General features: G+C 36.7%; 19 protein-coding genes. 9 read left to right on the forward strand and 10 right to left on the reverse strand.

Annotated features, from left to right (window positions below; genetic code table 11):
• The first annotated feature begins 52 nt into the window (after positions 1 to 52).
• The 4 genes from OCV67_RS04750 (at position 53) to OCV67_RS04765 (ending at position 3,912) form a co-directional block, all read left to right on the forward strand.
• Entirely contained in the window at positions 53 to 820 is a 768-nt protein-coding gene (locus OCV67_RS04750; RefSeq protein WP_147642771.1) for a TIGR00282 family metallophosphoesterase, read from the forward strand.
• 123 nt (positions 821 to 943) lie between these two features.
• The gene (locus OCV67_RS04755; RefSeq protein WP_147642773.1) at positions 944 to 1,204 is read left to right on the forward strand and encodes a stage V sporulation protein S; all 261 of its coding nucleotides are present in this window, start codon (positions 944 to 946) and stop codon (positions 1,202 to 1,204) included.
• 678 nt (positions 1,205 to 1,882) lie between these two features.
• On the forward strand, positions 1,883 to 2,233 hold the full coding sequence (locus OCV67_RS04760; protein WP_147642775.1) for an Asp23/Gls24 family envelope stress response protein: 351 nt from the start codon (positions 1,883 to 1,885) through the stop codon (positions 2,231 to 2,233).
• Positions 2,234 to 2,250: 17 nt separating this feature from the next.
• Positions 2,251 to 3,912: a DAK2 domain-containing protein gene (locus OCV67_RS04765; protein WP_147642777.1), complete on the forward strand. Its 1,662-nt coding sequence runs from the start codon at positions 2,251 to 2,253 to the stop codon at positions 3,910 to 3,912.
• Positions 3,913 to 4,093: 181 nt separating this feature from the next.
• Here the strand turns inward: OCV67_RS04765 and OCV67_RS04770 are convergent, their stop codons facing one another.
• A complete protein-coding gene (locus OCV67_RS04770) occupies positions 4,094 to 4,450 on the reverse strand; it encodes a helix-turn-helix domain-containing protein (protein ID WP_147642779.1) in 357 nt (118 codons plus the stop codon).
• 209 nt (positions 4,451 to 4,659) lie between these two features.
• Here OCV67_RS04770 and OCV67_RS04775 point away from each other — a divergent pair, with 209 nt between their 5' ends.
• A complete protein-coding gene (locus OCV67_RS04775; RefSeq protein ID WP_147642780.1) occupies positions 4,660 to 4,893 on the forward strand; it encodes a helix-turn-helix domain-containing protein in 234 nt (77 codons plus the stop codon).
• A 561-nt stretch (positions 4,894 to 5,454) separates the two neighbouring features.
• Here OCV67_RS04775 and OCV67_RS04780 read toward each other — a convergent pair.
• Positions 5,455 to 5,781, reverse strand: coding sequence for a helix-turn-helix domain-containing protein (locus OCV67_RS04780; protein WP_147642782.1), 327 nt, complete (start codon positions 5,779 to 5,781; stop codon positions 5,455 to 5,457).
• Positions 5,782 to 5,925: 144 nt separating this feature from the next.
• Here OCV67_RS04780 and OCV67_RS04785 point away from each other — a divergent pair, with 144 nt between their 5' ends.
• Entirely contained in the window at positions 5,926 to 6,156 is a 231-nt protein-coding gene (locus OCV67_RS04785) for a helix-turn-helix domain-containing protein (RefSeq protein ID WP_147642784.1), read from the forward strand.
• Between the two features lie 591 nt (positions 6,157 to 6,747).
• Here OCV67_RS04785 and OCV67_RS04790 read toward each other — a convergent pair.
• Together OCV67_RS04790 and alr are read right to left on the reverse strand one after the other, a co-directional pair.
• Entirely contained in the window at positions 6,748 to 8,331 is a 1,584-nt protein-coding gene (locus tag OCV67_RS04790) for a peptide chain release factor 3 (RefSeq protein WP_147642786.1), read from the reverse strand.
• A gap of 347 nt (positions 8,332 to 8,678) precedes the next feature.
• Complete coding sequence (alr, locus tag OCV67_RS04795; protein WP_147642788.1) at positions 8,679 to 9,818, reverse strand: alanine racemase; 1,140 nt, start codon at positions 9,816 to 9,818, stop codon at positions 8,679 to 8,681.
• 246 nt (positions 9,819 to 10,064) lie between these two features.
• Between alr and OCV67_RS04800 the strand changes: the two genes are divergently transcribed.
• From OCV67_RS04800 to OCV67_RS04810, 3 genes are all read left to right on the forward strand, one after another.
• On the forward strand, positions 10,065 to 10,901 hold the full coding sequence (locus OCV67_RS04800) for a glycosyltransferase (RefSeq protein WP_147642790.1): 837 nt from the start codon (positions 10,065 to 10,067) through the stop codon (positions 10,899 to 10,901).
• Positions 10,898 to 12,076 carry a CDP-glycerol glycerophosphotransferase family protein gene (locus tag OCV67_RS04805; protein ID WP_147642791.1) on the forward strand — a complete coding sequence of 393 codons (1,179 nt, stop codon included), beginning with the start codon at positions 10,898 to 10,900 and terminating at the stop codon, positions 12,074 to 12,076. Before OCV67_RS04800 ends, OCV67_RS04805 begins: the two co-directional genes overlap by 4 nt.
• Positions 12,077 to 12,188: 112 nt before the next feature.
• Positions 12,189 to 13,352, forward strand: coding sequence for an FprA family A-type flavoprotein (locus tag OCV67_RS04810; RefSeq protein ID WP_147642793.1), 1,164 nt, complete (start codon positions 12,189 to 12,191; stop codon positions 13,350 to 13,352).
• A gap of 83 nt (positions 13,353 to 13,435) precedes the next feature.
• Here OCV67_RS04810 and OCV67_RS04815 read toward each other — a convergent pair whose 3' ends face one another.
• The 6 genes from OCV67_RS04815 to secD form a co-directional block, all read right to left on the reverse strand.
• Entirely contained in the window at positions 13,436 to 14,677 is a 1,242-nt protein-coding gene (locus OCV67_RS04815) for a CDP-glycerol glycerophosphotransferase family protein (protein ID WP_178085004.1), read from the reverse strand.
• 129 nt (positions 14,678 to 14,806) lie between these two features.
• A complete protein-coding gene (locus tag OCV67_RS04820; protein WP_262644287.1) occupies positions 14,807 to 15,184 on the reverse strand; it encodes a DUF4870 domain-containing protein in 378 nt (125 codons plus the stop codon).
• A 112-nt stretch (positions 15,185 to 15,296) separates the two neighbouring features.
• Positions 15,297 to 15,785 carry a transcriptional regulator NrdR gene (gene nrdR, locus OCV67_RS04825; protein WP_147642797.1) on the reverse strand — a complete coding sequence of 163 codons (489 nt, stop codon included), beginning with the start codon at positions 15,783 to 15,785 and terminating at the stop codon, positions 15,297 to 15,299.
• Complete coding sequence (locus OCV67_RS04830) at positions 15,782 to 16,582, reverse strand: sugar phosphate isomerase/epimerase family protein (RefSeq protein WP_147642799.1); 801 nt, start codon at positions 16,580 to 16,582, stop codon at positions 15,782 to 15,784. Before OCV67_RS04830 ends, nrdR begins: the two co-directional genes overlap by 4 nt.
• 439 nt (positions 16,583 to 17,021) lie before the next feature.
• Complete coding sequence (gene secF / locus OCV67_RS04835; RefSeq protein WP_147642800.1) at positions 17,022 to 17,960, reverse strand: protein translocase subunit SecF; 939 nt, start codon at positions 17,958 to 17,960, stop codon at positions 17,022 to 17,024.
• Positions 17,953 to 19,356 carry a protein translocase subunit SecD gene (gene secD, locus OCV67_RS04840; RefSeq protein WP_147642802.1) on the reverse strand — a complete coding sequence of 468 codons (1,404 nt, stop codon included), beginning with the start codon at positions 19,354 to 19,356 and terminating at the stop codon, positions 17,953 to 17,955. Before secD ends, secF begins: the two co-directional genes overlap by 8 nt.
• Between the last annotated feature and the right edge of the window lie 55 nt (positions 19,357 to 19,411).

Consider the following 19,411-nt stretch of genomic DNA (forward strand, 5'->3'; position numbering starts at 1 on the left):
CACTTGACAACTATGCTGATATAATAAAGTAAGTATAATTAGAAGGTGAAAAATGAAAAATCTTTTGTTTATAGGAGACGTTGTCGGAAAAAGCGGATGTGATTTTCTGTCGGAAAAAATTTACGGTATAAAAAAAGAAAATGATATTGATATAACTGTAATAAACGGAGAAAATTCCGCTCAGGGAAACGGTATTACCAGATATTCCGCAGATATGCTCCTTAAAATGGGCGCTGATGTTATTACAACGGGAAATCACTGCTTTAAACGCCGTGATTCGATCGGTATTTACGATGATGATAATATAATCAGACCGATTAATTTTCCTGATGGCTGTCCCGGAAAAGGGTACTGTCTGATCGACTGCGGTTGTTTTAGTGCAGCGGTCGTAAATCTTATGGGTACTGTTTATATGGAACCGTTGGATAATCCTTTTACCGTTATGGAAAATTTACTGGACAGTTTAAAAACCCCTAATATTTTTGTGGATTTTCATGCTGAAGCTACCGCTGAAAAAAAGGCTATGGGACATTTTCTTGCAGGTAGGGTTACGGCTGTATTGGGTACTCATACTCATGTGCAGACCGCTGACGAAATAATTTTGAAGAATCATACCGGATATATAACCGATGCGGGAATGACCGGTCCTGAACTTTCCGTACTGGGAGTAAGCATAGAGGCTGCGGTGGATAAACAGCGATTTAAATATCCTGTAAGGTTTACTGAGGCTCAGACTGCATGTTTTATTAACGGAGTTGTAATTTCTTTTGACGAAAAATCGGGAAAATGCACAAAAATCAAGCGTATAATTAATAGATAATAAATAATATTTTTGTAAAACTATTGCAATTATTTTTTTTGTGTTGTATAATAATAACATACAGTAAAAATTAGAACAATCAACTAATTTAATCAAATATTTAATTTAATGGAGGTCAGTACAATGGAAATTTTAAAAGTTTCATCACATTCTTCCCCAAATTCAGTAGCCGGAGCAATTGCCGGTGTTATCCGTGAGCAAAGAGCTGTAGAGGTTCAGGCTGTGGGTGCAGGCGCTGCAAATCAGGCTATCAAATCTATTGCTATTGCAAGAGGTTATCTGGCGCCTATCGGTGTGGATTTAATCTGTATACCGGCTTTTGCTAATATTCAGATTGACGGCGAAGAAAGAACTGCAATTAAACTTATTTGTGAGCAGAGATAATTTGTAAATATGAATTGTAAAGGTCGGAGGGTTTTTCCTTTCCGGCTTTTTATTTTTATTGCGCAACAAAAAGATGTATTTAAAATTTTCCTTTTTTTTAATTTGCAAAAGTAACTTTGCGAGTCTTTAGAATGTGTTTCAAGTTGAGGAAATCCGATATAAAAGTTTTGGTTTCGCTTTTTCAAAAGCGAAAAGTATAAGAGTTTTTTTGCTTACTTTTTTTCAAATTTTCTCTTTAATTATTTGCGAAAGTAACTTTGCGAGTCTTTAGAATATGTTTCAAGTTGAGGAAATCCGGTATAAAAGTTTTGGTTCCGCTTTTTCAAAAGCGGAAGGTATAAAAGTTTTTTGCTTACTTTTTTTCAAATTTTCTCTTTAATTATTTGCGAAAGTAACTTTGCGAGTCTTTAGAATATGTTTCAAGTTGAGGAAATCCGGTATAAAAGTTTTGGTTCCGCTTTTTCAAAAGCGGAAGGTATAAAAGTTTTTTGCTTACTTTTTTTCAAATTTTCCCTTTAATTATTTGCAAAAATAACTTTGCGAGTCTTTAAAAACAAAATCAAGTTAATAAAAATCGGTATAAAAGTTTTTTGCTTACTTTTTTTCAAAAAAGTAAGGGGTTGTAATAAATTTTTGGTTATGATATAATTAAATAAATATGTTCAAGGAGATAAGGAAATGATAAATAACGAAAATTATATGGGCAAAATCATTATGTCAGACGCTTATCTTAAAGATCTTGTATGCCGTACCGTTTCAAGATGCTTTGGAGTTGCAGGAATGAAAAGCTGTTCTTTCAGAGAATTTATATTAAGCGATATTCTGGGCAGAAAAACAAAGGGTATCGGTACATTAATTACTGAAAAAAATAATGAACTGATTGTTAATCTGCATATATGCGTAACATACGGAACAAATATTTCAGCCGTAGTAAAAAGTGTAAAAAATAAGGTGTCTTTTGCCTTAAATGAATACGCAGGAGTAACTGTACAGGCAGTTAACGTCTATATAGACGGTATTAAAAATTAAAGAAAGGAAACGAAACAGTGTTAAAGGGAAAATTATTCAGAGACAGTCTGATTTCAGCGGGAATCAGTATAGAAAATAACAGACGCAGAGTTGACGAGCTTAATGTTTATCCTGTGCCGGACGGCGATACAGGTACAAATATGTCAATGACAATGTCGGCGGCAGCAAGAGAGCTTGAACTTGCGGACGATAATATAACAGTATCACAGGCAGCGGATATTGCTGCTTCAGCACTTTTAAGAGGTGCCCGTGGAAATTCAGGAGTGATTCTGTCACTGCTTTTCAGAGGATTTTCCAAAGGATTTGCGGGACTTGAAACAGCCGACTGCATACATATTGCGAAGGCTATGGAAATCGGAGTTGAAGCGGCATATAAATCGGTAATGAACCCTACTGAGGGTACCGTTCTGACTGTAGCACGCAAAGCGGCGGAAAGAGCAGGAGAAATAGCCGAATATTCAGGAAGCATACAATCTTTCTGGAATGAAATATGCATTGCCGCACAGGAGGCTTTGGAAAGAACTCCCGAACAGCTTCCGGTACTGAAGAAAGCCGGAGTTGTGGACGCAGGAGGTCAGGGACTCGTTATAATTTACAGGGCAATGCTTGACGTTTTCAGCGGAAACGGTATTGCAAAGAAATCTGACAAAAAACCGGTAGCAAGAACCTTTGAGGTTACAGATAATTCTGCGGAAAATGAAGAAGAAATCAAGTATTCCTACTGTACGGAATACATTATTGAGAAAAAAACCGGTTGCAAAGACGCTTTTATGCTCAGAGCGTATCTTGAAACTATAGGCGACTGCGTTGTGGTAGTTGAAGATGATGAAATTATTAAGGTTCATGTCCATACTGACAATCCCGGACTTGCAATACAAAAAGCTCTTGAATTTGGAAGATTTGTAAACGATCCCAAGCCAAAAATTGAAAATATGAAAATTCAGCATGAAATGCGTGTAAAGGACGAAAAAATTACTAACCGCCAGGAGTTTGTACCTATCCGTCCGGAAAAGGACTTCGGTTTCGTTGCAGTTGCCGCAGGACACGGTCTTGAAGAAATGTTTAAGGATCTGGGTGCGGACTGTATTATAAAAGGCGGTCAGACGATGAATCCGTCAACGGACGATATTCTTAAAGCAATTCATGCAACACCCGCAAGAACTGTTTTTGTACTTCCAAACAATAAAAATATAATTATGGCGGCTGAACAGGCTGTTAATTTAGCTGACAGAAACGTCTGCGTACTGCCAACAAGAACTATTCCGCAGGGAATCTCTGCCCTTATGGCGTTTGATGAAAGCAATACTTTTACTGATAACCGTATGGAAATGATAAAAGCTATTGAAAGAGTGTCTACAGGACAGGTAACTTTTGCCGCAAGAGATTCCGAGTATGAGGGACACAATATCAAAAAAGGCGAAATAATGGCTTTTAATAACGGTAAGCTTCAATTTGCCGAAAAGGACGTAAATAAGGCGGCTTATAAGCTTGCAAAGAAAATGACCAAAAGCGATACTTCTTATATTACCGTTATTTACGGCGCAGACGTAACAGAGGAACAGGCTGAAAGTCTTATAGAGTCTTTAGAAGCAAAGCTCGGTTCAAAGATTGAGATCATGCTTGTAAACGGCGGTCAACCGGTGTATTATTATATTATTTCTGTTGAACCAGCCTTTTGAAAAAGGCTGGGCGAAAACTTTCATGCCGAGCAAAAGCAACTTAAAACCGTTTTTAAAGACTCGCAAAGTTAATTTTGCAGGGAATAAAAGAAAAAAATTTTGAAAAAAAGTAAGCAAAAAACTTTTATGCCGAATTTCATCAACTTGAAACGCTTTATAAAAACTCGCAAAGTTACATTTCTTATTGTTCTGTTGCCTTGTAATCGTTGATTTCCTTTTTAATATCGGTAATAGCATTTTTAAGTTCGTTTAAAGAATTTACTATTTCTGTATTTTCCAATTTTGTTTTAGTGTGTTCTTTCATTAATTCATTATGTTCCTGTGCAAAAATATCGTGATAGTCAAAAAATTCCATGGGAGTTACGTCTAGATAATCACAAATTTCAAAAAATTCTTTCATAGTAGGCAAGTAACTACCGTATTCAATAGAATAAATGTAGTCGGGTTCGTGTCCGAGAGATAAACTCATTCTTCTTGAAGATACTTCCCGCAAATATCTTAATTCCGCAAGACGGTCGATAAAATCATTTTCACTCATTATATAAAACTCCATTCTCTTAAAAATTCAGCTATTGACGAACTAAAACAAATAATGTTATAATTCAAGTTGGGTGATTATATGTATAAATTGTTTTAGACCTTTTCAATAGCTTAATTATATTATACACCCACAATTGTGGTAAGTCAATACAAATTTCCACAATTGTTGGAAATTTGTAAGTTTATACAAAAACAGGTGGTTAGTTTATGTACAATACAAACAAAACCGTAGAACGCATAAAACTTGTAGCAAAACAAAAAAATCTTAAAATTTCTGATATGTTAAATGCATGTGAGATAAATAAAAATGCCCTTTGGTCAATGAAATCTCGTGGTTCGTGGCTTCATGCAAACAATTTAGCTAAAATCGCCGATTATTTAGATTGCTCTGTGGATTATCTTTTAGGCAGAACAGATGATCCTAATTTACATAAAAAATAAAATAAAATAAATCTTTTTTCTTGTTCATTTCTTGTCTCGTGACAAGAAATGAACCAAAGAAACACGTATTTTACTTTCTTTCATGTGAAAGAAAGTAAAACAAAGAAAAACTTTATCCGTCATACAGTTACTGAACTAATAGGTCTCCCCATAAAAGGCAAGACGTAAAATCTAAAATTCACGCCCAAGTAAGATGGGTGCAGTTAAGTGGAGAACGCAAGTAGCAGATATGTCTCAACACAGTTTTGGGAGAGTACCTTGCGTGATAGTTTAAAAGGGCTACGCAGTCGTTACCTTTCTTTGCTTCTTTTCTTTGTGTGAAAAAAGAAAGAAGGGCATTTCTTTTCGTTATTTTCTTTGGGCAATCAAAGAAAATGACAAATGTTTTTTACCTACGCTTTTACAAAGCGTAGAATGTACGAGACAAGAAAGTTAAAAAAAGGAAGTTTTAAAGAACTTGTTTCTTTGGTTCGGAATTAATAACAAAACAAAAAATGAACAATAAATTATTGACGAATCAATCAAAAAAATGCTATAATTTAAATAAGGCTCGACAGGCAGTTAAGTAGTACCATTTATTTCCTTAAGGATTTTGTAGATTAAATTTGTTTGACTAGTGTTAAGCATTCGTATTTCTTTAATAAGTTCGTTAGAAATCAATGGAGATTCATCATCATAATTAAAAAAATCCAAAGGCGTAATTTCTAAATATTCGCATATGCAGAAAAAAGCTTTCATTGAAGGCAAATTGCTTTTGTTTTCTATGTTATTGATATAGCTTGAAGTTTGTCCCATAGATAAGCTCATATCCCTTGCTGAAACGCCTTTTTGAATTCTTAAATCAGTAAGACGTTCTGCAAAATCATAAGTATCACATTCAATTTTCATTCTTATTATCTCCAATCGTTAAAAATTTAATAAGTTGCTTTAAAAGCTTAATCATATTATATCACGCAATCGTGTGAGTGTCAACAATTTGTCACGCAATCATGTGAGTTTTGTACAGATTCACAAATATTAGGGAGTTGTTTTATGTATATTACACAAGAAATAGCAGAAAGAATTAAAAATCGTGCTAAAGCTAAAAATATAACTTTGAAGTGTATGTTATCTGACTGCGATTTAGGAATAAACACTATTTCTGAATTTTCAAAAGGTAAACAATTATCTTGTATAAGTTTTGCTAAAATTGCCGATTATCTAGATTGTTCTACTGATTATCTGCTAGGAAGAACCGATAATCCCGATTCACATAAAAAATAAACTAAAATAAAATTTTTTCTTGTTCATTTCTTGTCTCGTGACAAGAAACGAACCAAAGAAACACACTTCTTTTTTGTTCACACGAAAAAAGAAGCAAAAAATGTAACGACTGCATAATTGATAGTGAAAAATCACGCAAGGTACTCTCCCAAAACTGTACTGAGACGTTTTTGCCACTTGCGTTCTCCGCTTAACTGCACTCATCTAACATGGGCGTGAATTTTAGATGTCACGTCTTGCCTTTTACGGGGAGACCAATTAGTTCAGAAACTGTATGACGGATAAAATTCGGCACTTTATGTGCCGCAAGCCGCCCACGGCGTTTGAGTGGGCGCATTTCTTTGTTACTTTCTTGTTGCGAAACAAGAAAGTTAAAAAAAGGAAGTTTTAAAGAAACTTGTTTCTTTGCTTTCTTCTTTTGTGTGAACAAAGAAAGAAGGGCATTTCTTTTCGTTATTTTCTTTGGGCAATCAAAGAAAATGACAAATATGTTTTGCTTGCGCTTTTACAAAGCGTAGAATTTACGAAACAAGAAATGAACAAAGATTTTGTTTCTGTTTTTTTAAAAGAAAAAACCGGCTTAAAGCCGGTTTATTTATTAAAGTCCGAAAGCTCCAGACCCTCATTTTTATCAAGCGCCCAGTTGATATTCCACTCACTGGAGAACAGCAGCAGGAAATTGTCTTTAAAGTCTTGAACTACTTTGGTATCGGAACTTATAACAAGGTCTTTAGGTTCAACGGGAGTTTTGTCGATCCATCTTATATAGGAGTACGGCAGAGGTTCTCTGATAATTTCAACATTGTACTCATTTTTCATACGGTACTCAAAAACCTCAAACTGCAAAACGCCTACAACGCCCACAATAACCTCTTCCATACCGGTAAAAGGTTCTTTGAAGATTTGAATAGCACCCTCTTGGGCAATTTGTTCAGTACCCTTAACAAATTGCTTTCTTTTGAGAGTGTCTTTTTGGCGTACTCTTGCGAAGTGTTCGGGGGCGAATGTGGGAATACCCTCAAAGGTAACCTTTTTCTTGGGAGAGCAAACTGTATCGCCGATAGAGAAAATGCCCGGGTCAAAAACACCGATAATATCTCCTGCATAAGCGCTGTCAATAATTTCCCTTTCCTGAGCCATCATCTGCTGGGGCTGTGAAAGACGCATTTTCTTGTTACCCTGAACGTGCATAACCTCCATGTCTCTTTCAAATTTTCCGGAGCATATCCTCATAAAGGTTACTCTGTCCCTGTGCGCCTTGTTCATGTTCGCCTGAATTTTAAATACGAAAGCGGAAAAGTCCTCGTCAAAGGGACTGCATTCACCCTCAACGCACGGTCTGGGCAGAGGCGGAGTAGTCATTTCAAGGAAGCTTTCAAGGAACGGTTCAACGCCGAAATTAGTAAGAGCAGAGCCGAAAAATACGGGGGAAAGCTTACCTTTTCTCACCTGTTCCATGTCGAATTCCTCGCTGGCACCGTCTAGCAGCTCAATGTCCTCAAGGAGAGTTTCACGGTGTTCTGCACCTATAAGAGCGTCAAGAGAGCTGTCATTTAAGTCAACTTCAACTGCATCTGCCTGCTTGCTGTTTCCGTTGGCGGAAAAACTGACAATGTGCTTTGAAGCACGGTCATATACGCCTTTAAAATCCTTGCCCGAACCGATAGGCCAGTTGACAGGGTAGGTTTTGATACCCAACTCGTCCTCGATCTGTTCAAGGAGATCAAAGGGATTACGTGATTCACGATCCATTTTATTAATAAAGGTAAAAATAGGAATATTTCTCATTACACAGACTTTAAAAAGCTTTCTGGTCTGATTTTCAACACCCTTTGAAGCGTCTATTACCATTACGGCAGAATCTGCTGCCATAAGAGTACGGTAAGTATCCTCGGAGAAATCCTGATGTCCGGGAGTATCGAGAATGTTGATACAGAAGTCTTTGTACTTAAACTGCAAAACGGACGATGTAACGGAAATACCTCTTTGCTTTTCAATTTCCATCCAGTCGGACACAGCATGGCGGTCTGATTTTTTGCCTTTTACCGCACCTGCCTGATTTATTGCGCCTCCGTACAGGAGAAGCTTTTCGGTAAGGGTAGTTTTACCTGCGTCCGGGTGGGAGATGATGGCGAATGTACGCCGTCTGTTTATTTCTTTTTCTAATTCTGTCAAAGTTTATTTCCTCCTCTCAAGCTTTTATATAAAAAGCTTGATAAAAATTATATCAAATATATTAAAAACCCATCATATCAAAGGGCAACCCTGAGAAATCTTTTAGCTGCACCCATCTTAATTGGGAGTGAATTCTAAATGTGAAGTCTTGCCTTTTAGATGGAGTCCTATTAGTTCATTATCAAAATGATGTATAAAATTTTTTCTTTGCGAGCTTTATTTTCAGATGAAAAGAAAGCGGAACGTGTTTCTTTGGTTCGGCATCAGTCACGAGACAAGAAATGAACCAAATATGTTTGATTAAGCTTTTGTAAAGCTTAATAGTTTGCATAGGCTTTTCAAAGCGTTTAATCCACATATATTCTGGGTACTCTTTTAGAGATCCCGCATACTACCTCATATCCGATAGTACCGTAAAGTGAAGCTAGTTCATCTGCGGTAATTTCTTCGTTTCCGTCTTTGCCAATGAGGGTCACTATCTCTCCCTCTTTTACATCTCCTGCACCGGAAACGTCCAGTACAAGCTGATCCATGCATATTCTTCCGATTATAGGACAGCGTTTTCCTTTAACCAGTACGTCTGCTTTTCCGGACAAAAGTCTTGAATAGCCGTCGGCATAGCCAACTGTTACGGTAGCGGCGGTAATGTTGTCTCCGTCGGCACGGTATGTTCTGCCGTAGCTTACGCTGTCGCCGTTATTCAGCTTTTTAACCTGCGAAACCACAGCTTTAAGCGACATTACCGGTTCGACTTTTATGGGAAGCTTTACCGGATAGTTAGGATAAAGTCCGTACATAATAATTCCTGCCCTTGCAAGAGTACTTCGGGGATTATTATGATAGCATGCTCCGGCGCTGTTTAAAAAATGCAGATGCTCAAGCTTTATTCCTCTGTTACAGAGAATATCATAAACGTTTAAAATAAAATCCGACTGATTTTTTGTATATTCAACACTTTCCTCATCGTCAGGACAATCAGCAACGGCAAAATGAGTATACAGTCCTTCGGCGCTGATTTTTTCAAGTGCAATTATTTTTTCAGCCTCATCTGCACACTTTTCAGGTTCGGAATATTTTAATCCTATCCGACCCATGCCCGTATCTATTTTTATATGGCATCTTACTTTGTTATGTGCGGCGGCAGCAAGCTCTTTTGCATACTCAAGGGAGACGACGCCCTGTAAAATATTATTTTGTTCAAGCTCTGCGGCATACTCCGGAGGAGTGTAGCCTAAAATAAGTATTTCACCGTCGGGACAATGTTTCCTGACGCTCAAAGCTTCGTCCAGATTTGAAACCGCAAAATATTTTATTCCGCATTCACAAAGCTTTTTCAGGATATCGTCCTCTCCGTGACCGTAAGCGTCGGCTTTTATTACCGCCATTATCTGCGTATTGTCACTGAGAATGGATTTGATTTTTTCTATGTTCGATTCCAGCGTCCCCAGACTTATTTCAGCCCAGGCTCTTTTTAAGTAAGGTTTCATAATAAAAAAGCTTCTCCTTTCCTTTTATGAAAATCAATCCATTTTATTATACTACTTTTTCACATAAAAATAAACCCCTTTTAGTCTTTTTTTATTATATGAAAATATTGACATAAGCTGATTTAAGATGTATACTTTATTTAATTATTGTCTCTGCTATTGAAAAAGCGGAAACATATCTTTTATACGTAGTTTTAAATTTTTTAGCCGACTAAAGAAAAAGAAAGAATAAAGTAGGAGCAAGCGATGAGTAAATATTCCGTATTAATGTCTGTATATATAAAAGAAAAACCTGAAAATCTTCGTTTAAGCGTTGAAAGTATGGTAAATCAGACGATTCCTCCGGAGGATTTTGTCCTTTACTGCGACGGACTTCTGACTAATGAATTATATGAGGAAATAGATTCTCTCAGAAAAAAATATTCAATACTGAACGTAATATACAATGAAACTCCTATGGGACTTGGAAACGCTCTCAATAACGGTCTTAAATACTGTAAAAACGACATTGTTGCAAGAATGGACAGTGATGATATTGCAGTACCTGAAAGAATGGAGCTTCAGCTTGAAGCGTTTATAAAAAAAAGCGCAGATATAGTCAGCGGGAATTTATTGGAGTTTACCGGTACTACAGACAATATAATAAATGAAAAAAATCTGCCGGAGACAGACGGTCTTATAAGAGAATATTCAAAGCGGCGCAATCCTTTTAATCATCCGTGTACATGCTTTCGCAAGCATCAGGTTTATATGGCAGGAGGTTATCTTGATTGTCCTGGTTTTGAAGACTATTATCTGTGGCTTCGTATGCTTTCAAACGGCTGTACCGGCTATAATATACAAAAGCCGGTGCTTTATATGAGAAGCGGCAGGGAAATGTATCTGAGAAGGGGAGGACTTAAATATACCGCCGACGCTCTGAGATTCAGAAAGTTAATGTATTCCGGAAAATTCTGTACGTTATCCGATTTTTTGATTTGCTGCTGCGGACATATTATCATAGGTCTTATACCCAACAAACTCAGAATGACTTTTTATTCCGGATTACTCAGAAAGAAAAATATTAAAGGAGATGAAAAATGAGTTTATTGCAAAAAATACCAAGAAAAGTATGGCGTTTTTTAGATATTATTAACCGTCTTATAAAAAAGGATAAAGAAAGTATCTTTATTTATTCAAACTTGGGATTCAGGGATAATATAAAAGCTATTTTTGATTATTTGATAGAAAATAAATATAACAGTGAGTTCCGAATAACGGTGAGCTTAAATAACTATGAAGAATATGAAAAAACATATCAAAATTTAAATATACCTAATATTAAATTTGTCAGCAATTTAAAAGGAGTATTCAGCTTTTTCAGGTGCAAATACTGTTTTTACTGTTTCGGTAAATATCCTATAAAGCCTGCGCCTGGTCAGGTGGTATTTAATTTATGGCACGGAATGCCTTTAAAGCGTATTGGAAATATGGTCAAAGGCTGTGAAAAAGTAAATTATAATTATTTTACTCATCTTTTATGCACTTCCGAATTTTTCCGAGATATAATGAAAAAATCCTTTAACTGTTCAGATAATGAAATTGTTATATGCGGTCAGCCGAGAACGGATAATATGCTTAACAGTCAGGCGCCGGTTAAGGAACGTGAAATAAAAGCCCGTATTATAAGCTTTAATGAAAGAAAAAATAAAATGATTTTATGGCTTCCAACCTTCAGAGAAAAAAGTGCCGATGAATTTGATATACTTTCAAAGGAGCAGCTTGAAAGCTTAAATCAGATGTGTATAAACCGAAAATATACAGTAGTTATAAAGCCCCATCCGCTTTCTTCATTCAAAGCTGAAGATTTTAATGATTACAAAGGAATTAAAATAATAACCGATCAGCGTCTTGATTCATTGGGAATTAATTTTTACAGTGTTATACGATATTCGGAATGTCTTATAACCGACTATTCTTCAGTGTATTTCGACTATATGCTGCTTGACAAGCCTATAGGGTTTGTTGTTTCAGATATATCGGAATATGATAGTCAAAGAGGTTTTGTATTTGATAATCCTGTGGATTTTATGCCGGGGGATATAATAACAAGCGGTGACGAACTTCTTAAATTTGCTGAAGATATTATAAATCATAGGGATAATTACAAAGAACAGCGTCAGACTCTTTGCCGGATTTTTAATACATACGATGATGCTCAGAACTGTAAAAGGGTGTTGGAGGCAGCAGGAATCAGACTTGTGGGTAAGCTTTATTAAACCTTTTATTTAGGCAGAAAACGCAGTTATGATAAAAAAGAAATTTTTTTAGTCTTGAAATTTAAGCAAATATATGATATTATTAAAAAAACAATTATTGGGAGGAATTAAAATGGCAGATGTAAAAATCTCAGATTCTATAGTTTACATAGGCGTTGACGATAAGGATATCGACCTGTTTGAAAGCCAGTATGAAGTACCAAACGGAGTTTCCTATAACTCCTATCTGATACTTGACGAAAAAATTGCCGTTATGGATACGGCTGATATGAGAGTATCGGACAAATGGTTTGAAAATCTTGAAAAAGCGTTAAACGGTGCAGTACCTGACTATTTGATAGTCTCACATCTTGAACCGGATCATGCCGGCAATATAAAAAAAGCGGCTGACAAATATCCGGAAATGAAAATTGTCGTAAATTCAAAATCAGAGACTATGCTTCCGCAGTTTTTTGAAATTTCAGCAGACAGGCTCCTTATTGTAAAAGAAGGGGACGAGCTTTCTTTAGGCAGCCATACATTGCAGTTCTTTATGGCGCCTATGGTGCACTGGCCTGAGGTTATGGTTGAATATGAAAAGTCAGAAAAAATACTTTTCTCCGCCGATGGTTTCGGTAAGTTCGGTGCTTTGGATACTGACGAGGACTGGGCATGCGAAGCGAGAAGATATTATTTCAATATAGTCGGAAAGTACGGCGCACAGGTTCAGGCGCTGCTGAAAAAGGCGTCTGCGCTTGATATACAAACAATTTGTCCTCTTCACGGTCCTATACTCAAGGAAAATCTTGAATATTATATCGGTAAATATATGACCTGGAGCAGTTATGAACCGGAAGATAAAGGTATACTTATAGCGTATGCTTCAATACATGGCAATACAGCCAAGGCGGCGAAAAAACTTAAGGAAATACTTGAATCAAAGGGTGCGGAGAAGGTAGCAATAACCGATCTTGCAAGAGACGATATGGCAGAGGCAATTGAAGACGCATTCAGATATGACAGAATGATCCTGGCAGCTGCAAGCTATGACGCAGGCGTATTCCCATGTATGGAGGATTTTCTGCATCATTTGAAATCAAAGGCTTATCAGAAGCGTACTGTGGGATTGCTTGAAAACGGTTCATGGGCACCGTCTGCTGCAAGAACAATGAAAGCTGTTGTTGAACAGATGAAAAATGTGTCAATCGTTGAACCTGTCGTTACTATTAAATCAACTATGAAAGATTCCGATATTGAAAATATGGAAAAACTTGCAGACGCAATTATAAATGCTTGATTTAAAGCTTTGCGGTATGCACAATTAAGGTATATATAAAATCAAAGCCTGAGATTAAAATCTCAGGCTTTAAATTTTTTAATTCAAAAGATTTCTTTTACTGTTCTTTCCGCAGAATGACCGTCCTCAAGAGGATTGAATTTTTTATTGAATGCATTTAAAGCTTTTTCATATTTTAAAAGTCCGGATCCGCCTTTTCTGATGTCTTGAAGGATCTTATTCAGTTCGTTTTCCAACTTTTCCTGAGTTTGTATTACCGGTCCGGGGAGCATTGCTGTACCGAAATAAAAATCACGCATTTTATTTTTGTATTCTTCCAAGTCATAATGATAAAAGAGCATTGGTCTTTTAAGGTTTGCATAGTCAAAGAAAACGCTTGAATAATCGGTTATAAGAATGTCGCTTATAAGGTACAGATCGTTTATATCGTCGTATTCGGACACATTAAGAACATATCCGCTGTATTTTTTAAAATCAAAAGAATTGGCAATGAAGTAATGGGCACGAAAAAGTATAATAAAATCACTGCCGCACTTATCTTTCAAAGAATCAAAATCAACTGCCGGTTCAAGAGTGTATCCGCTGCCGCTGAATTGATTGTCTCTGAATGTAGGACAATAGAGAACAACTATTTTATTTTGCGGAATATTGAGAGTGTTTTTTAAGTTTTCAACAGTTTTTGAATCAGTGTTGAAAAGTGCGTCGTTTCTTGGATAACCTTTTTGAATTATACAATTTTCCTTACCTGAACTTTTTAGATTAAAAGCGGAAATAAGCTTTGAAGTGGTAAAATCACTGGGTGAGACCAATAGTGAAATACGTTTTGCTTCGTTCGTATACTCATCATATATTTCCTGTACTGTAGAGGTGGCGTTTCCTGCGGCAGTCACATCACAGCCGATTTTCTTAAAAGGTGTACCGTGCCAGCATTGTATATATTTCTGATCGGATTTGGGAATGTAAAAATCCCTGAGACGTGAATTAGTGATCCATGTACCAGCTTGTGCATAGGCATAAAAGGATTCTTCGGAATCAAATTTAACAAGACGGGTATTTTGCGGAAAACTGCCATGGGCATTAATATCCCTGAATACCCATACATATGAGTAGTCGCTGAACTTCGGGCACGATAACATATACTGATATATCGCTTTCGGACTGCATGAATAGCTTCTGCCCTGATACGATTCAAAAACCACCAGCTTTGAATCAGTTGTACACTTATTGGAAATTTTTTCATAGTCCGCAGATCTGTTATTTAAATATAATTTTTTTAGTATTTTTCTTAAAAAGGGAATTTTTTTTACTATGTCTTTTAAAATCATCATCTTTCCTTTCAGTTTTTATGTCGTAAACTCAATTTTAAACTTTCAGAACCGCTTTTACAGTAATTTTAATCTCAGATTTTTTGAAAACGGAGAAAAAGGGACGCTTTTAAAGCGTCCTGTTTTTTATTAATGAATTATGTTGAAAAGCCCTCCTACAACGGGAAGCTTTTTTGCTTTGCCCTGGACTGCATTTATAATACCGATAATAAGTAAGGCAAGGGTTGCAAGACTAAATACGGCGGAAATCAGCGTAGGAAGGATCGGCACCCAGCTTAAAATAAAACCCATAAGGCTGCTTGCAATGCTTAGGATAATAGAAGTAAGCGTTAAAATAAGACCCTGATTTGCATGAAATTTAGCGTAAGGAGACTGTGAGGCGAGCATTGGAACAAGAAATAAAATCGGTATGTACGCAATAGCTGAAATTGCTTTATTCTGCTCTATATCATTTGTATCAAAACTGCCTGTCAGATCCTCTGAGTCAAACATATTATTGTTATCCATTTTTATTACCTCTTTCTTTTTATAAAGTTGCTGATTGATTATTCAGCCTTTCTTTAATAATATCATATTATAATATACTTTTCCATACGCAAAAATATTTTTGTAGGATGTCCTAAATTTTGCGTTTGTTACAATTAAAATTTGTGCAGTATTTCTCGCTGTTTTCTAGTTCGCTTATTGCTTTAATAAAGCTTTGAACATCTGCAAAATCTTTATAAACAGAAGCAAAACGAATATATGCTACAGCATCAATGTCCTTTAGCTGTTCAAGTATCATATCTCCGATTTCTGTTGTAGCTGCCTGAGTTATCAGCGCATTGGCATAATAATTTTCAATATTATCCACAATCTGATTTACCTGTTCAACATTTATAGGTCGTTTTTTTATGGCGTTATAGATCCCTCTGATAAGCTTGCTGCGGTCAAAGGGTTCAAATGAACCGTCTTTTTTATGAACCATAAGCAGCGGTTTTTCGGTGGTTTCAAAGGTTGTAAACCTTTTGGCACATCTGGTACATTCACGGCGGCGGCGTATTCTCATATCCATTGGACGTGTGTCAATCACCTTTGAGTCTTCATATCCGCAGAAAGGACAAATCATTTTGACGTCACCTCAATTGTATTTATTATTTTATTTAATATGTTGTAACTGTCAGTCAGGTCTGATATTCCATCAAAGTTACTTCTGTAAAGCTCCAGCATTACTGAACAGTCGGGACTTTCTTCCCATAAAATTTCCAAAAGCCGTTTTATATTAAAGCGTCCTTTACCGATTTGCAGGCAGTCGCCCATTTCGCCGTGGTCGCTTATATGAACATGGACTACATGATTTTTAAGAGTACGCAGAATGTCAAAGCTGCTTTCATTTGCTCTTACAGCCTGTTTGGTGTCCAGAACAAATTTTGCCTTGTCACCCAGATTTCTGACCATTTCTTTCATAAAACTTAAAGATCCGCTTGAGCATCTTGAAACATTTTCCTGTGCTGCTGTTATACCAAATTCCCTTGCGGTTTCATAAAGCTTCAGAAATCTTTCACAGTAAAGCTCGCATGGAATCTGCAATAAACTTTTATTTCCGTGAAAAACAAAAAGTTCTGCTCCCAGTATATTCATAGCGTTAAAATACTTTTTGTAATATTCCAATACATCGGCTATACGCCGTTCATAGGCGGAAAAAAACATCATAGGTTCCATAGCGCATGTATATGGGTGCAGCGAACGGCAGGATACTTCAAAACGTTTAAGAGTATCTGCAATATTGCTGACATAAGTTTTTTTCAGTTCACTGTCTGTATTCACAAAAATTTCAATGTGATTTATGCCGTTGACGGCAAGGTCGTAGACAGATTCCTCAAGCAGTCTGGGGTATAGACACGCCGTGGAAACGCCGGCTTTCATTGCTTTAACCTCCAAAAAATAATTACTATTATTTACTTATTATACCAAAAAAAATATAAAATTACAAGTAGTTCTGTACTTGCAAAAAAATATATTTTTCTTCAATCCTCTGTTTATTTACCTGTTGAGCCTTATAAAACAAGTTCCATCAGACTAAAGACGATATAAAAGTTTTTTGCTTACTTTTTTTCAAAATTTTTTTCTTTAATCCTCTGTTTACTTACCTGTCGAGCCTTATAAAACAAGTTCCATCAGACTAAAGACGATATAAAAGTTTTTTGCTTACTTTTTTTCAAAATATTTTCTTCAATCCTCTGTTTATTTACCTGTCGAGCCTTATAAAACAAGTTCCATCAGACTAAAGACGATATAAAAGTTTTTTGCTTACTTTTTTTCAAAAAAGTAAGGAATCCCTCGTGTTGAAGGATTCCTTTTTAATTTATTTTTTCTTTTTCTTGTTTGACTTAGATTTCCGTTCATTCCACCAAACCCAAAGAGGTGAAGCGATACAAAGGCTGGCGTATGTTCCGGCGATCATACCAACGATCATAGGAATTGAGAAGCTGAGAATTGAAGATACGTGATAAATTGAAGCAACGATACTTACAATAAGCATAGTTGAAATTGTAGTAACAGATGTTCTGATGGAACGTCTCAGAGACTGGCTTGTACTTACGTTTACGAGTTCTGCAACAGAAGCTTTAGGCATATTGTTCTTGTTTTCTCTGATTCTGTCATAAATAACGATAGTATCGTTAACCGAGTAACCGAGAATTGTAAGTATTACAGCCATAAAGTTTGCGTTGATCTCATAGCCCATAATAACGAATGTACCAAAAACGAAAATCAAGTTGTGGAGAAGTCCGATAACCGCACACACGCCTGCGGACCAGCCGCTTATCTTTTTGAATCTCAAAGCAATATAAATGATTATCAGTGCTGCGGCAAGAATCGAAGCAATTGCACATTTTAAGAAAAATTCTTTACCTGATGTTGGATTTACATCGTTTGAATCAAGAAGTTCAACCTTGTTGTCAGGGAATTTTTCCTGAAGAAGTTCTGTAAGAGCAGTTTGATCTTCTACTGAAAGACCGGTATCATAGCTAAATGAAATTGAAAAACTGTTTGAATCATTTGACAGATTTTCACCTTCCTGAATAACAACAGGTGTTTTCAGAAGATCTTCGATTTCGGACTGTGCGTCCTTAATTGAAGCATCACCCTCATAGGAATATGAGATAATAGTACCGCCCTTGAATTCGATAGCGATTTCAACGCCCTTGATTACTGTTATTACAGCGATTGCGACAATAAGTGCAAGAGAAATGATAAACCAAATCTTTTTCTTTCCTGAAATATCATATACTTTATTATTCATTACTTGCACCTCCGTAAAGCTTCTTATTTCTGAAGACTTTGAATCTTGAAAGTGAAGTAACCATAAGTCTTGAAGCGAATACACCCATAATGAAGTTCAGGAGTGTACCCACAAATAGTGTGAAGCCGAATGAGTAAATAACGCCTTCTGTTGTAGCGCCGATTCCGAACAGACTAAGTACCTTATTAAGACCTGACGCTAAGAAACTGTCAGGAGTACCAAATGCTGCCATAAGAATAACGGCAACTATCATACTTGTAAGGTTTCCGTCCAGAATTGAAGAGAATGCTCTTTTGTAACCGGATCTTAGCGCAGTATCCAGACTCTTTCCTGCATTAAGTTCTTCTCTTATACGTTCGCCGGTAATAACATTAGCATCAACGCCCATACCAACAGTGAGTATAATACCTGCAATACCGGGAATTGTTAGGGTTGAACTCGGCATAAATCCGAACCATCCGGAGATACATGCAAGAGTAACAGAAACCTGTCCGATAATTGAAACTGCCGCAACGAATCCAAGAATTTTATAAAAATACATCATGTATATTGCAATAAATGCAAAAGCGATAAGACCGCTTATTATCATGGCTTTCAGTGCGCCCGTACCCAAGGTTGGAGAAATCGTTTTGAAGCTGGATATTTCAAGCTTGAAAGGCAGTGCACCCGAGTTGATTTTATCTGCAAGACTCTTAGCGCTGTCAGCGGTAAAATTACCTGAAATAACGGCTTCACCGTTTGTAATAGCTTCGTTTACAGTAGGTGCAGAAATCATATCGTTGTCCATCCAGATGGAAATGGATTCACCTGTACCTGCCATAGTTTGTGTAACTGTTGCAAAGGTTTCTTTTGCAGTATCTGAAAGTTTCAGTGATACTACATATGAATATGTACCGTCATTTTCCGGTTGTCTCATAGGTTCAGCCTTTAAAACGTCTTTACCCTCAAGAACTACATCGCCTGCCGGAGAACCGTCCTCATTTGTATCGGTTCCGACTCTGAATGAAAGTACTGCTGTTTCACCCAGTTCCTTAACGGCAGCCTTAGGATCAAAATCCTTTTCTCCTGCCTGCCATGGGAATCTTACAATTACTCTGTCGTTTGCGTTATCCTGATAAACCTCACTGTCATTGATTTTCAGTGAGCTTAGTCTCTGCTTAATAACTTCCATAACTGAGTCAAGCTGTTCATCTGTTGCGTCGACGCCGTTTTCCGGAACAAATGTTACGTCAACACCGCCCTGAATGTCGATACCCAGACGAATGTCGTTGACGCCCTTGATGCGTGTTTTGGTTATATCGCCGTACTGTGTGGTAAAGCCGAGTATAACAGACGCTGCAAAGGCAATTATAAGCGCAAAAACTATAAAGAATACTGGTTTTTTTGCTTTTTTCACATTCAAGCCTCCTAAATCTTATTATTCATTACGGCATAATATTTTATTTATGCCG

This window comes from Porcipelethomonas ammoniilytica, assembly GCF_025567485.1.
In the GTDB taxonomy this organism is placed as follows: Bacteria; Bacillota; Clostridia; order Oscillospirales; family Ruminococcaceae; genus Porcipelethomonas; species Porcipelethomonas ammoniilytica.